Annotated in this window: 16 protein-coding genes and 2 pseudogenes; 5 read left to right on the plus strand and 13 right to left on the minus strand. The window is 38.4% G+C overall.

The features are described from left to right. From OO775_RS12290 to OO775_RS12305, 4 genes and pseudogenes are all read right to left on the minus strand, one after another. A pseudogene (locus tag OO775_RS12290) lies at positions 1 to 250 on the minus strand (hypothetical protein); the annotation flags it as partial. A gap of 121 nt (positions 251 to 371) precedes the next feature. After that, complete coding sequence (locus OO775_RS12295) at positions 372 to 1,010, minus strand: DNA repair protein RadA family protein (RefSeq protein WP_264847493.1); 639 nt, start codon at positions 1,008 to 1,010, stop codon at positions 372 to 374. 24 nt (positions 1,011 to 1,034) lie between these two features. Then, positions 1,035 to 1,907, minus strand: coding sequence for an AAA family ATPase (locus tag OO775_RS12300; protein ID WP_264847494.1), 873 nt, complete (start codon positions 1,905 to 1,907; stop codon positions 1,035 to 1,037). 53 nt (positions 1,908 to 1,960) lie between these two features. Then, positions 1,961 to 4,027, minus strand: coding sequence for a Mu transposase C-terminal domain-containing protein (locus OO775_RS12305; RefSeq protein ID WP_264847496.1), 2,067 nt, complete (start codon positions 4,025 to 4,027; stop codon positions 1,961 to 1,963). A gap of 118 nt (positions 4,028 to 4,145) precedes the next feature. Between OO775_RS12305 and OO775_RS12310 the strand changes: the two genes are divergently transcribed. Beyond that, a complete protein-coding gene (locus tag OO775_RS12310; protein ID WP_264847497.1) occupies positions 4,146 to 4,337 on the plus strand; it encodes a KTSC domain-containing protein in 192 nt (63 codons plus the stop codon). On the opposite strand, the gene OO775_RS12315 is transcribed toward OO775_RS12310, so the two are convergent. Both OO775_RS12315 and OO775_RS12320 read right to left on the minus strand, forming a co-directional pair. Further along, complete coding sequence (locus OO775_RS12315; RefSeq protein ID WP_264847498.1) at positions 4,306 to 4,731, minus strand: hypothetical protein; 426 nt, start codon at positions 4,729 to 4,731, stop codon at positions 4,306 to 4,308. The genes OO775_RS12310 and OO775_RS12315 overlap by 32 nt on opposite strands. Positions 4,732 to 4,750: 19 nt before the next feature. Beyond that, complete coding sequence (locus OO775_RS12320; protein WP_264847500.1) at positions 4,751 to 5,356, minus strand: Rha family transcriptional regulator; 606 nt, start codon at positions 5,354 to 5,356, stop codon at positions 4,751 to 4,753. Positions 5,357 to 5,406: 50 nt separating this feature from the next. Here OO775_RS12320 and OO775_RS12325 point away from each other — a divergent pair, with 50 nt between their 5' ends. Beyond that, the gene (locus OO775_RS12325; RefSeq protein WP_264847502.1) at positions 5,407 to 5,622 is read left to right on the plus strand and encodes a hypothetical protein; all 216 of its coding nucleotides are present in this window, start codon (positions 5,407 to 5,409) and stop codon (positions 5,620 to 5,622) included. Positions 5,623 to 5,731: 109 nt separating this feature from the next. Here OO775_RS12325 and OO775_RS12330 read toward each other — a convergent pair whose 3' ends face one another. Continuing rightward, the gene (locus OO775_RS12330; RefSeq protein WP_264847504.1) at positions 5,732 to 5,941 is read right to left on the minus strand and encodes a hypothetical protein; all 210 of its coding nucleotides are present in this window, start codon (positions 5,939 to 5,941) and stop codon (positions 5,732 to 5,734) included. Positions 5,942 to 6,033: 92 nt separating this feature from the next. On the opposite strand from OO775_RS12330, the gene OO775_RS12335 reads away from it, so the two are divergent. The 3 genes from OO775_RS12335 (at position 6,034) to OO775_RS12345 (ending at position 8,539) form a co-directional block, all read left to right on the plus strand. Then, on the plus strand, positions 6,034 to 6,471 hold the full coding sequence (locus OO775_RS12335; RefSeq protein WP_264847506.1) for a helix-turn-helix domain-containing protein: 438 nt from the start codon (positions 6,034 to 6,036) through the stop codon (positions 6,469 to 6,471). 753 nt (positions 6,472 to 7,224) lie between these two features. Continuing rightward, positions 7,225 to 7,926 carry a phosphoadenylyl-sulfate reductase gene (locus OO775_RS12340; protein WP_264847507.1) on the plus strand — a complete coding sequence of 234 codons (702 nt, stop codon included), beginning with the start codon at positions 7,225 to 7,227 and terminating at the stop codon, positions 7,924 to 7,926. 73 nt (positions 7,927 to 7,999) lie between these two features. Beyond that, entirely contained in the window at positions 8,000 to 8,539 is a 540-nt protein-coding gene (locus tag OO775_RS12345) for a sigma-70 family RNA polymerase sigma factor (RefSeq protein WP_264847508.1), read from the plus strand. Between the two features lie 49 nt (positions 8,540 to 8,588). Here OO775_RS12345 and OO775_RS12350 read toward each other — a convergent pair whose 3' ends face one another. From OO775_RS12350 to OO775_RS12375, 6 genes and pseudogenes are all read right to left on the minus strand, one after another. Next, complete coding sequence (locus OO775_RS12350) at positions 8,589 to 9,170, minus strand: MFS transporter (RefSeq protein WP_264847510.1); 582 nt, start codon at positions 9,168 to 9,170, stop codon at positions 8,589 to 8,591. Further along, entirely contained in the window at positions 9,116 to 9,418 is a 303-nt protein-coding gene (locus OO775_RS12355; protein ID WP_264847511.1) for an MFS transporter, read from the minus strand. Before OO775_RS12355 ends, OO775_RS12350 begins: the two co-directional genes overlap by 55 nt. Positions 9,419 to 9,470: 52 nt before the next feature. After that, positions 9,471 to 9,887: an MFS transporter gene (locus OO775_RS12360; RefSeq protein ID WP_264847512.1), complete on the minus strand. Its 417-nt coding sequence runs from the start codon at positions 9,885 to 9,887 to the stop codon at positions 9,471 to 9,473. Positions 9,888 to 9,893: 6 nt separating this feature from the next. Then, on the minus strand, positions 9,894 to 10,772 hold the full coding sequence (locus tag OO775_RS12365; protein WP_264847514.1) for a glycerophosphodiester phosphodiesterase family protein: 879 nt from the start codon (positions 10,770 to 10,772) through the stop codon (positions 9,894 to 9,896). 88 nt (positions 10,773 to 10,860) lie between these two features. Then, the gene (locus OO775_RS12370; protein ID WP_264847516.1) at positions 10,861 to 12,210 is read right to left on the minus strand and encodes a RagB/SusD family nutrient uptake outer membrane protein; all 1,350 of its coding nucleotides are present in this window, start codon (positions 12,208 to 12,210) and stop codon (positions 10,861 to 10,863) included. A gap of 102 nt (positions 12,211 to 12,312) precedes the next feature. Beyond that, positions 12,313 to 13,042: pseudogene (locus OO775_RS12375) on the minus strand (SusC/RagA family protein); the annotation flags it as partial.

The raw sequence follows: 13,042 nt of genomic DNA on the forward strand, positions 1-13,042 counted from the left end.
TCAACACTTCCAAAGGCTCGTACTTACGTTTGATTTCGCATTCTACTTTTGCCAACCATTGGCTATCAAACCAATTTTTCAAGTGGTCATTTTTTGATAATTCTGAAAACGGCACGTGCATCTGGTTTGATTTGCATCGGCACCATTCCAAAAAGTACTGATGCCGTAGGTTCTCGTATTGCAGATAGCTCAATTCTGCATAGTACGCCAATTTGTGGCGGAAAGTAATTTGTTTTGCTATGGTTGTCATATTCCTCACCCCCCGCCTCTCCGAAGGAGAGGAGCTTCGTGCGTTGAAGTTGGGGTTTGTCGCACTTGGTTAATTGTTAATTGAACATTAAATATTGATAATTATATTCCCCCTTCGGGGGTTAGGGGGTGTTATTCTCTACTTCGCCCCAATATTCGGAGGCTTTCTGCGGATAAATTACAAACGGACTGCCTCCTCCGTTCATTCGTCCTGCTGGAAAGGCTTTGTAGCCTTCTACTCTAATTTTCAAATCCACATCATAACGAGCAAAGTCTGCCAATTCGCCTTTGGGTTCTTTGCCGTTTGCTTGGCTGATGAGTATCAACCCCTTGTTTTTCTCTTTCATTAACCGCTTTAACTTTTTGTATTCCTCTTTGTCGGTTTGCATATATTGAACGGAGTCAATGATTAGGAAGTCGGGCGATTTGTGTTTTTCCATTCGTTCCAAAAGTTCGTTAATAGGCTCGTTGTCTATTAGTAGGAATTTGCCCTCTACGCTATCCATATAGTTACGTTTGAGGTTCATTTGCATTGTGTGAGAAATGCCCTCTTCTAATGAATTGTAGGCAACTTTGCCAAATTGCGTGAGGTACCTTGCCCACTGCATCGCTAAGGATGATTTTCCGCTTGACGAAACCCCCCAAATAATCGCAGAGAACCCTCGTGCAGGACAACCGACAAAGTCCTTCCAAGCCCCCTCAAAGGGTAGTAGTTTGAATTTTTTATTTATTGCTTGTTTGGGTGTATATGCTTGTGCCATTGTTCAGTTATTAGGGGTTAGGGATTAGGTGGTTTCAGTTTCGATGGCTTCAATGCGTTCGAGCTTCAATGCGTGTATTTTCTTTTTCACACGTCGTAAATCGCCGTTGCATTCCTGCCAAACGCTTTTGATGTCCTGCTTGTCGGTAATGCCATTGTTGGCACAAATCAAAATACAATCCTGCTGGGTAATGTCGCCCAAATCGACAAACTTTCTGCCTAAACGGCTGTAAATTTCGCGATAGCCTTTTTTGTTGAGTTTTTCGCCCCGCTCAATGCGTTTTTGCAAAAATTCCGTTGCACACAAAATAATGGCACAATCGTCTTCCAATAAGTTGTAAAACGTGATAAAGAAGTACAAAATCTGGTCATTCACTTTGTCGAACTCGTCCAGCAATATCACGGGTTTTTCAATTGATTTTAAATATTTTACGGCTTCATATACCATCTCGTGTATGGTCATTCCGCCACTTTTTCGCCCCATTGCCGAAAGCAATTCCGCCATAAAGGCTTTTTTGTTCCAAAACTCATTGCATTGCACCATAAAGGCGTTGGGGTGGTTTTCGGTGTATAGCTTCATTGTTTGCGTTTTGCCCGTTCCTGCTGAGGCGACAATAGCGTGTACTTGGCTGTTGTCTTGGGCATCTTCTATCAGCTCCGTTAAGGTCTGATAAATAGAGGTTTCCACGCAAACCCAATCCCTACGGGAAATTTCCAATTGAGCCTTTACACCCCGCCACATTCGGTCAGCGATTTTATCCCATTTGTTGGTCAATATGTGCGTTACGGTAGCTTCCGAAACGCCTTTTAATGAGTTCGCTCCTTTGCGTTGGCTTCCTTTACGGTCGCAAAACACTTTTAATTCATTGGCTATCTGTTGTTTTTCCTGCGTTGTCATATTTTTGTATTTTTGAAATTAAACGTCTCTTTTTTCACTGCGGAAGCTATCCGCTATATTAAACCGCTTATTTTGGTTCTTTTTCGGGGTTGTTCTATGGGTACAAGCTCCATTTCGTCGTCCCAATCGGTGTTGGAAATTGTTTTTTGATATTTTCCGTATTCGTCTTTGGATTTGGGCGATGTTTTGGGCGTTTTCCGTTTGCGTTCGATACCTTTAATATTCGGTAAATTCAATCCCTGTTGCTCGGCGGTCATTCCGTATTTCTCCAATAATTCCTCGGTTTCGTCTCGACGTGTGATGCGTTTTTCGTCCGTGAGTTGCTGTACTTGGCGGATGTATTGAGCATCGAAAGTGTCTTGCTCTTGAATGTTTCGTTGTACTTCTTTCTTAATCTCTGCACCATTTACCAATTTTAAGCCCAAAGGTGTGTCCTCGTATAAGTAAATCAACTCCATATTATCGGGGTCGAACTTGATAACGAACTTCTTGCCGATATTCTTTTCGAGCCAATCCACATCGGGCAACCCTTTTTGTGTATATACCATATAGTCGTATTTGACTTTTTTCTCTTGAAACGAAATACCGTAAGCATCGCAAGTGATAGGTTCTTTTCTCGTAATCCAAAACAGCGAAACCATATCCCAAATTTCCACTTTCTTAGTCTCCATATTTTGGCTTTCCAAATACATTTCAATGCGTGGTTTGCCTGTTTTGGGGTGCGGAGCTTCGTTCCATTCTCGGCGTCTTTGAGCGTACCGCTCTTTGATTTCGTCCAACGTAGGTAGATTTTGCTTGTTGGCGAGGATAAACTCCATATTTGCTTTGCTCTCCTGAGTTTTCGCCGTGATGTTCATTCCTGTAAAAAACCAATCGCGCTTTAAAAATCCATCTTGAAATCGCCCGAACGCACTTTCTATCGTTTTTGATTTTCCATTGTAGGGCTTAGTGGCGGTTTGCACTTGGGCTATTTTGCTTAAAAAGTCGCCGTTTTTGAGTTTTTTATGCCCGCCTTGGTTATCGTGAGCTATCTGATAGGGGCGAAATCCTGCTGTTTGTACCGCCATTTTAAAGGCTCGGTATTGGGCTTCGTAATCCTCCGTTTTGCTAATGTGATAACCTAAAAGCACCTCGCTATATGCGTCCATCACTTCATACACTTGGCAGGTTGCCATATTACCGTTTTCGTCCAAATAGTAGTAGTTGAGCTTCGTTCCATCGGAATACCAAAGGCTGTCCCGCATTGTAGGCATTTTGGTTTTGTGCTGAAACCCAAACTTTTCCTTGTAAGAAAGTTCGCCGTACCGATGCCCCCACCACAGCGGTTGCACATCTTCGGCATACAGAAAGTTATAGAACGTTTTTTCGTTTTTGATGAGCTTCCACCCCTCGGCAACGGCTTTGTCGTTGTATTCGGCGTGAAGTTGCGAAAGACTTACGCACACATTCACTTGATTGCACCATCGGGCGAGTGTCCATTCAGCGGAAACCCCTACGAGTTTAGCAGCTACTTTGTTCATAAATCCGCTGTGTATCAGCCCTTCATAGCCTTTTGTTGGGTAGCGTTTGCAAGTTTTTATTCCTTTAAACGCCATTGTTTTTGCTTTCAAGTCCCGATAATTGCTCGGTAGTTTATGTTTGTATTCCTTTGACGGCAATTGCTGAATGATTTCCGCCATTTTTTGCCACATTTCCTTGCGACCTCCGAACTTGCGTTGCATCACTACGTTGGTTGCGATAAAGTGACAAGCGTTGAGTATTTTGGCGTTGTCGCTGTACTCTCGGATGCGGTCGGCGGGTAGGTGTTCCGTGCCATCTTCGTCCTCCAATAGGTATTGCTCAAAAAAGCGTTCGGCATCGTAATCGGGTTTTATATAATCTTCAAAAACAATGGTTTTCACTTCTTTATATGGGTTGTGGTTTTGCTCTATTTTAGACTTAAACCGCTCGGGCAAAGAGGCATACACCACCCAAGCCGTGCGACCGTTACCGCCTGTGGTCAGCTTTTTTAGTTTATTACGACTTAGTAGTTGGCAGTAATTACTTACTGACATTACTTCGCCCTCACCGTAAAGCCACGAAGCCGAAACACACAATATATTATCTACATATTCAAACATTTTTTAAACCCTCTTTAAATGGTTTTAAACTTTGTCCCTGCCCCGTACCTGCCTCGGGGTGTATGCTTTTCAGGATTTTCACTAAATTTGCCTCGTCAAAAATTTAAAAATTAGTGATATGATTTCTGTTAGGTCTTCCGTGATAAGGGCGGTGGATTACAATCCACTTACCAAGCAACTTTTTATTAAATTCCATTCAGGATATACCTATGTTTATTATGGAGTTCCTGAGAGTATTTTCAGAGGCTTATTGAGAGCCTCCTCAAAAGACAGCTATTTCAACACTTACATTCGGGGGAGGTACGAGTAGCCTCTATCTGAAACGCATTTTTTACAATCCAATTGTAAGGTACTTCCTTAGGGTTCCTGTCTATCGCCCAAAGCCCTACGGTAATGGCTTCGTGATATTTTAGCCGTTCCAATTCTTTTGCTACATCGTCTATTTGAGTAGTATCTTGATTGTTGATAATCATCCTTTGTAGCGTTTCTTCGTACTCCTCCTCACTTATCTCTATACAGCCTATCTCTTCAACGTAAAGAGACAAAGGGTAATGAGTTACAACTACAGAAGTAGGCTCATAGATGTCGTAAGTACTTCCGTAAGGCTCTCCGTTCACTATACTATCTACCTTAAAATAATCTTGCGTAGTTCTGTAACAATGTCCTATTTGTAAATCTTTCTTTCTTTCTATTTTTGTTGCCATTTTCTATTGATTTATAACGTTATTTAATCATTTCTTTTAGTTCCTCCTTGTCAAAGAGTCTTAATTGCTTTGGGCTTACATACGGAAGCTCGGCGATACGTTGCTGTGGGTTGCGATAGTCCAAAAAGTATTTGGCAATTGCCTCCGACATATACCAGCCGTCTTTGGTTTTGATAAATTGCTCGGGGTACTTTTTTATCCTTGCCCGTACCTGCCCACTCGTTAGCGAATAGCCGTTTTGCAACAGCCAATAGTTGTACGCCACGCATTTAACCCCGTTGATGGTTTTGGGAGCGGGAACTTTGAGGATACCCTGTTGCTTCTCTAACTCAACCCAACGATTGATAACAGCTGCACGTAACACCACATTATAACCCGAAACCAAGAGTAACACCTCTTTTTGGTTGAGTTGGTACTCTGGTAATTCTTTCCCCTGCTGATTGATATAAGTTTGGCGTTTGAAGGTGTATTCGGACAACCCAAATTTGGGTTGACGTTGACAATCAGCAAATTGCAATGTGATTTCACGAATATCACGTATTACGTGGGCGTGTCTCTTTCCTGTTAGCCGAGCAATCTCACGGCTCGACATTGTTTGTTCGATGGTGTTTATTAAGGTTGTCATAACTCGCTAATTTTGACTATTTTTGTATTTTAATTTTAACATTTTTCCTTATGCAAAAAGAAATTATACTTACTGAAGTGGTATTCATAACCCCTCTATCAAGAGGAGAATATACCGCAACGCACACATTCCCAACTATTCAGAAACACTTAGATGAAGGCTATGTGGTAAAAAGTATTTTCTATTCACCTGCAAAAGAAGTAGGTTATACAAACGGCTTTGCCTTGACAGTGCATCTGAAAAAACCAGAGGAGATAGCCAAATAACAACTTCTTTTTTTGATAACTCCCACCCCCAAAGGCTTTTACGTTCTGTGATAATATAATGGTCTTTGTGTTGGTAGGGGGTTATTTTTATTTCTATCTTTATCATAAGTTATTGATTTTGATATTTTTGTATTAAATTTTCTCGTTGCTCTATAATTTGATATAGAGCCTCGTAAGTTTTCTCGTCCTTTCTTGACATTCTCATTCTTATAGCGTCTGTAGTTACTCGGAACATTCTCGAAAGCGTTTGAATATCGCCCGTTTGCTTTTTTTGTTCGCAAATGCGAACAATCTCGTTAAAATCTATTACTTTTGTCATCTGTTACAATGTTTTGATGTGGCAAAGATAAGTACATTTTGTACATTAAAACAAATTTTTGAGTACATTTTTTACATAAAATTTTTATCGAGATGGATAAAACATTGATTTTAAACAAGATAATTGAATATAAAAAATTTAAATCTGATGCAGAATTTGCTCGTTTTTTAGAAATTCCAGCCCAAAATTTATCAAAATGGAAGTCGAGGAATACTTATGATGTGGAGCTTTTATATACAAAATGTCCTGAATTAAATCCAGAATGGCTATTAATTGGTAAAGAACCAATGCTCAAAAATGAGCAAAACCAACCATCAGTAGGACCAGCAAATGATAATGAGGTAGTGGCTTTATTAAAGAAAAACAATGCTTTATTAGAGAAAAATGTAGCTATTTTAGAAGAAAACAAAGCCTTGTTACAGGCAGAGAATGAGCGTTTAAAGGCTGAGATACAGGCGTTAAAGTCGTCATCAGCTCAAAGTGCGCGTGCCATTCAACCAAGCCAGCCAACACAACCATCCACTCGTTAATTATTGTCCTGCTTGTGGGTATAATGGTACTAATTTAGGTGAGGCGTAACCAAATAAAATGTACGGTTTTCGGTGCAAATGCTTTATTATACATCAATATAAAATATAAATATTTAAAAATCAATATTTTATATTTTTAAATTCTACTTTTCAAATGGTAATACCCCCCTTGCAATTCTTAAAAACACAGGAGTAATGTTATTTTATTGTATCCGCACCCCCATTTTAATAGGGGTGTAAAACTCTAAAAATGTAATAGCAAATGTAATAACAACTATAATAACAACTACCAAAACACCTGTTTTTCGGGGTAGTAGTTACCATTTTCGTAAGGTCACGCAAATGGTCAGTTGGCGGGTTCCAAAGCAGTAGTTTCAAAGCATAAAAAAAGCCCCAAAAGGGCTATTTTATAAGGGGTTTGGTACATTTTAAAGGGTTAAATTACGGTAAGGGTTTAATAAGCGCTTTTTTTGCTTTAAAATCTTTCGGTAAAATTACGCATAATTACGGTTGCTGTACATTTCATTTTACCTAAAAAATCGGGCTTTTTTTGTGTAATTCCTTTATTTTAAAGGCTTTTTCGGGCTTTTTTGTTTTATCTGTTTTTGTACATTTCATTTTACTGCCCATACAAAAATAAGAATTTATAACTAAAATTCATTTCAAAAAATTATTTTTTATCTGCGAATATCCTTACCTTTGCAAATCATCAGAGATAATTCTTACAACATATTTTCAAAATTATATATTATTATGAATAATATTCCTAAAATACTATCTGATATACAGCAATTTAATGAAATAGAAAGTCTTTTATATTTTGCAGAAAAATTTCCTTCAAAAGTTGTTTTTTCGACAAGTTTCGGAATGGAAGACCAAGTAATTACCGATTTTATTCTGAAAAATAAAATTTCAATTGAGATTTTTACACTTGACACAGGGCGAATGTTTCCAGAAACTTATACCACGTGGGAAAATACCCATATACAATACAAAACTAAAATTACACCCTACTATCCCGATGCATTATCGATTGAAAACTACGTGAAAACCTATGGAATAAATGCTTTTTATGATTCTATCGAACTTAGAAAACAATGTTGTCATATTCGAAAGGTAGAACCTTTAAAACGCGCGTTATTGGGTAATAAAGTTTGGATTACAGGACTACGTTCTGAACAATCACCCAATCGGGAACAAATGCCCCAAGTTGAATGGGATGAAGGAAATCAAATTATCAAATTTCACCCTATTTTGCATTGGAAAACAACTGAAGTATTGGATTATTTGCGAAAAAAAGGTATCCCCTACAATTCGCTTCATGACAAAGGTTTTATAAGCATCGGCTGTCAACCTTGCACTCGTGCCATAAAAGAAGGCGAAGACTTCCGTGCTGGGCGCTGGTGGTGGGAAGATAAAAGTAAAAAAGAATGTGGATTACATAGTACAAAATAGTAAAAATTAAGTGTCTTTTTGCTATAAAATTGCCAAATTATTTGTACCTTTGTAGAGTGATTGTTTTAGTTGTATGAACACAAACCTCATCTATTTCTCACTTCATCAAAAAATACAGCAAAACGACCAAAAGGCTTTTCAGGAATTGTTTAACTTACTATGGAAACCTTTGTTTGTTTTTGCTAAATTCATTTTAATGAATAAAGATACAGCCAAAGATGTAGTCCAAGAAGTATGGATAGATTATTGGAACAGACGCAAAACTATTGAAAATATAAGTATTGAAGCCTATTTGTTCAAAGCCGTTCGCTATAAAATATATAATCATTTGCGAAATTGTAAGTTCAATTCGGTACAGATAGAAACTATTCAAGCCATTGCCATAGATGATGAAGTTATTTTGCAAGAAAATTTGGATAATACACAATCGAAAGTACATTTGGTATTGAAAAACCTGCCTAATCGCTGTCGCGAAATTTTCACCCTAAGCCGTGAAGAAGGTATGACAAACCAAGATATTACTACACATTATAACATCTCTAAGCGAACCGTTGAAAATCAAATCACATTCGCTCTGAAAAAGATAAGAGAAGTGTTATCTTTATTTTTCTAAAAGAAAAAAAGCAAACTTACTCTAGCTTGCCTCTTTTCTCATTACTCTCTTACGTCTTCTTCCAAGTGGAAAGAGCAAAAATTACTGAAAGGGTTGCTGCGGAAATCCAAAATAGGGAAATAGCTTCAAAATTATAGATGGTTTGTCCATCAACAATGGTTTTATTTCCTTCAATGAGGTATCCACTGGCGATGTCTTGAATGCCTGCTGCCAGATAGCTCATTATCCCCACAGCGCCTAACGCCGCTCCTGAGGCTTGTTTGGAGGCAATGTCAGTAGCCATAAGTCCGCCGAGATAACAGATTAACGCCCCTATGGCAAGTCCGAAAATCACCATACTTGCAATGTCTGTAATCCAACTTTTTCCGGTGTAAAGCATTAGTGTTAATGCTGTTATATTCATCAATCCGAAAATAAGAGTTGGTTTGTTTCGGTGTCCGTTAAACCATTTGTCAGAAACAAAACCCGAAGCTGCTGTACCTAAAATTCCGCAGATGGCATTGATAGACACCAATGTATTTGCTTGTGTGAGTGTATATCTTTTGGCTGCCTCAAAATAATAAGGTCCCCAGCTGGTTACGGCATATCGTGAGATATATACATAAAGGCGCTTGATAAGGCTAACATCCATACATACGGATTTTTCAAAACACCCATTTGTGCTGTCCAAACTGATGTTTTTTCTTTTGAAACAGAAGGATTTACTGCTGGAAGTCCTTTACTTTCAGGCGTGTCGTGAAAAAAGAACGATAAAATTACCACTCCAATAAATCCAACACAAGCCGCTGCCAAAAATCCCCAACGCCAACCAAAATATGAAGCAACAACCGCCGTTAGAATATAAGTTAGTGCTTCGCCAATATATGACTCGTACTCCAAAATCCATAAAAACTGCCACGTTCTTTCTCTTTATACCATCGGGAAAGAGCCACTACGCTTGCGGGAGCTCCCATTGATTGTACCCAACCATTGACACCCCACAAATCACAAAAAATAGGAATACGTCAGTGAATCCCATAATCAAATTGGCTAAGACAGAGATAAATAACCCTGCACTCATAAATCGTTTGATGTTGCTGTGGTCTGCTAAAAAACCATTGACAAATTTCCCTACGGCATATGCAAAAAACAATGCTGACCCTATGATTCCCAATTGCGATTTGGTCAAAAATCCACTATCGACAATCGGTTTTTTCACCACATTCAAACTCAATCGGCATACGTAATAAAAACCGTACCCAAAGGTTGCTGAGAAAAATATTTGCCATTTCAACCGTTGATAGCGTTTCTGTTGTTCTTTGGGAGTTCTTTCCTGAGGAATGGGTGCTGATTTTTTAAAATATTGCAATATAACCTATGGTTTTTGGTGGAGTTTTTTACGTTTTAAGTAGGAAACGAGTTCTTTAATTCGGTCGATTTGAACAATATTGACTTGATTTTTCACATACCAATCATAAATATTTGGATTTTCAAGTGCATTGTCATCATTATGATGTGCATTGTGGTCAAACCAAAGTGAGTTTACCCATACTCGAAATCCTTTTCTGCGAAGTGAAGCAAAATCAATTAGAAACTGCTCCGTGTCGCCTACTGTAAATTCAAATTCGTACGCATTATAATTAGCAATATAATCATTTATCATATCCCAACCTTGTCCTTTTTCAAGCCAAATGACAGGCATAAAATGAATTTTATCTTTAATAGTTCCGTATTTTTGATTAAATTCTTCGTAAGAAACCTTTCCTTTGTAAAGCACCTGCTCTTCCATATCCCATTTTTTTACTAACGGATATACCAAATCAAAATACTGAAATGCTTTATCCAAATTCAAAAATACTTTTCCTTTGGCAACTTCCAAAGCTTGTTCAAGGGTTGGAATACGCATTTCGGTTGGGTGTCCCGCTCCGTCTCGCAGGTAGAACTGCTGAATTTCTGCTAATGTGTAGTCAGATGGTTTTCCTTTGCCTGTGGTGGTACGGTCAATGAGTTTGTCGTGCATCAAAATCAGCACACTATCTTTGGTAATTGCCAAATCTATTTCGACCATATTTGCTCCTTTTTTGTAGGCTTTTTTTATTGCCCAAAGCGAATTTTCAGGAGCTTCACGCCAATCTCCTCGGTGAGCTACCACCATTATTTTATTTTGAGGGAAAGTAGTAAGTGTATGTTTTTTTTGAGCGAATATCGGCAGAGAAAAAACGAACAATAATATTATTAAAAATCGTAATTTCATATCTAATTTTTTTTACGAATTTCAAATTACGAATTACGTTTGGCATAATTCGTAATTTGAAATTCTTAATTAACTAATAACCTGTGTTTTACCAATTTGTTTTGTCATTTACGTTTTCAATTTCGACAGCAGGAATGGGATATAATTGTCGATAGCTATCTACATTCGGATAGATTGTAGAAAATTGTCCCGTACGTACAATGTCAAACCAGCGGTCGCACTCCAAGGCGAGTTCTAAACGGCGTTGCAAATAGACTTCATTGCGAAAATCATCTTTGGTAGCGAAATCGCTTAATGTTTTTTGGGTAATACCTGTATTTGAGCGAACAGCATTTAGTGCATCTAAGGCGTCTTGCGTGGGTGAAGTAGCCAATTCGTTAGCCACTTCGGCATAGAGTAACATCACCTCAGCACAGCGAATGATAGGGAAGTCGCCGCTGGTTTCATTACCCAATCGGTCGGCATTGAATTTCAACGGACGATTTCCGTTAGAGGTTGGAGCTACTAAGGCTTTTCGGTTGTCATTTGCTTCAAATAATGATTGAGGTAATGAGATAACAGCTCCTCCGTCTTGATTTCGGTAACGGTTGTTTTGATATACCGATTCGCCTACACCTCCTTTGAGGTATTGCACGGCAAACAAAATATCTTTGATGGTTTTCAAGCTATTTGGGAAAGTTTCATTTGATGGAACTAATCCAATAATTTTTCCGGAGTTAATCGCTGCCACCAGCGGAGTTAATTCATTCAATGCCAAAGCATATTCTTTTTGATATAAATATACTTTTGTCAACAAAGCCTGTGCTGCATATTGCGTAGCTCTTCCTTTTTCGGCATCGCTCCATTGGGTAGGGAGATTTTTGGCTTTTTGCAAGTCGGCGATGATTTGTGCGTAAATATTCGCTACGGAAGCACGTTTGTTATTTCGAGCCTCTTCTACGGTTTGAGTTTGTAAAATTAAAGGCACTTCACCCCACAGACGCACCAAATTAAAGTACGTCAATCCTCGTAAAAAAGTAGCTTGTCCTTCAATATTGTTGCGTTGGGTATCGGTCATCGGCACTTTGTTGATGTTTTGCAACACTAAGTTTGCTCTGAACACAATTTGATAGAGCGACAACCACGACGCACTAAAATTTCCATTGGAAGGTGTGTCATTAAAAGCCTCTATTTCATAATTCACTCCACCAGCAGCTGACGAGTTTTGGTCTTCAACATTGTCAGCACGAACTTCCATTAGGCGTAAAAATCGACCTGAATATTGGTCAGATGATTGTAATTCATCATAAATGGAAATGATAGCTCCTTCAAAATCTTTTACCTCTTGAAAGAAATTCGCTTCGGTAGGGTTTGAAATTGGCTCTCTGTCAATGAATTTGTTACACGAAGTTATGCACAATGCGATAACTATACTAATATATGTATATATCTTTTTCATCTTTCTTAAAATTTAATGTTTAATCCCAAAGTAAATATTCTTGCCAAAGGATACACACCATAGTCCTCACCACTGGTGGTTGCTGCACTTCGGTTGGAAACCTCAGGGTTGTAGCCTTCGTAATTGGTAAATGTATATAAATTCTGAACCGAAGCACACACGGATATTACTGAAATATTTAGAAATATCTTTCGGAAGTGTGTAGCCAAGTGTTATGTTTTTAATTCGCAAATACGAACCATCTTCTAAGTGCCAAGTAGAGGTAACTCCATTTTGTCCTTTACTAACACGGTTTGCTCTTACATTCATTCCGCCACCTGTGTCGGTTTCTGATTTCCAACAATTTAATGCTCCTGCGTAGTTATTCATATTTCCTTCGTGATTATAGAAATAACGCCGTGAAAGGTTCAGGATTTCATTGCCATATACTCCTTGAAAATCTATTTTAAAATCAACATTTTTGTAAGTAACTGACGTTCCGAAAGCATACGTGAAATCAGGCATATAATTCCCTACAATAGCTCGGTCAGTATCCAAAATATCTAACTTACCATCGCCATTTACATCTTTAAACTTGAAATCACCCAGACGTGTCGTGTTCAAATCGTAATTATTAGGCGTATCTACATAATGTAGCGAAGCATCTACTTCTGCTTGATTTTTGAAAACTCCTTCCACAACAGGCAAGTAATACGACCCGATAGGCTCACCTACGCGAGTGATGAAATAAGCATTCCCTACCGAACCTGTTTGTATAATGTCTGCATTGCCAGGACCTAATTCTTTGACTTCGTTTATATTTTTAGAAATATTAATTGTATATCCGTAATTA

The organism is Capnocytophaga catalasegens (assembly GCF_026005215.1).
GTDB classification, from domain to species: domain Bacteria; phylum Bacteroidota; class Bacteroidia; order Flavobacteriales; family Flavobacteriaceae; genus Capnocytophaga; species Capnocytophaga catalasegens.

Coding starts and splice junctions, on each gene's coding strand:
- OO775_RS12320 (WP_264847500.1), bottom strand. CDS start 5,356: ATGACAACCTTAATAAACACCATCGAACAAACAATGTCGAGCCGTGAG.
- OO775_RS12310 (WP_264847497.1), top strand. CDS start 4,146: ATGATTTCTGTTAGGTCTTCCGTGATAAGGGCGGTGGATTACAATCCA.
- OO775_RS12340 (WP_264847507.1), top strand. CDS start 7,225: ATGAATAATATTCCTAAAATACTATCTGATATACAGCAATTTAATGAA.
- OO775_RS12330 (WP_264847504.1), bottom strand. CDS start 5,941: ATGACAAAAGTAATAGATTTTAACGAGATTGTTCGCATTTGCGAACAA.
- OO775_RS12295 (WP_264847493.1), bottom strand. CDS start 1,010: ATGGCACAAGCATATACACCCAAACAAGCAATAAATAAAAAATTCAAA.
- OO775_RS12300 (WP_264847494.1), bottom strand. CDS start 1,907: ATGACAACGCAGGAAAAACAACAGATAGCCAATGAATTAAAAGTGTTT.
- OO775_RS12325 (WP_264847502.1), top strand. CDS start 5,407: ATGCAAAAAGAAATTATACTTACTGAAGTGGTATTCATAACCCCTCTA.
- OO775_RS12305 (WP_264847496.1), bottom strand. CDS start 4,027: ATGTTTGAATATGTAGATAATATATTGTGTGTTTCGGCTTCGTGGCTT.
- OO775_RS12345 (WP_264847508.1), top strand. CDS start 8,000: ATGAACACAAACCTCATCTATTTCTCACTTCATCAAAAAATACAGCAA.
- OO775_RS12370 (WP_264847516.1), bottom strand. CDS start 12,210: ATGAAAAAGATATATACATATATTAGTATAGTTATCGCATTGTGCATA.
- OO775_RS12350 (WP_264847510.1), bottom strand. CDS start 9,170: ATGGATGTTAGCCTTATCAAGCGCCTTTATGTATATATCTCACGATAT.
- OO775_RS12315 (WP_264847498.1), bottom strand. CDS start 4,731: ATGGCAACAAAAATAGAAAGAAAGAAAGATTTACAAATAGGACATTGT.
- OO775_RS12335 (WP_264847506.1), top strand. CDS start 6,034: ATGGATAAAACATTGATTTTAAACAAGATAATTGAATATAAAAAATTT.
- OO775_RS12365 (WP_264847514.1), bottom strand. CDS start 10,772: ATGAAATTACGATTTTTAATAATATTATTGTTCGTTTTTTCTCTGCCG.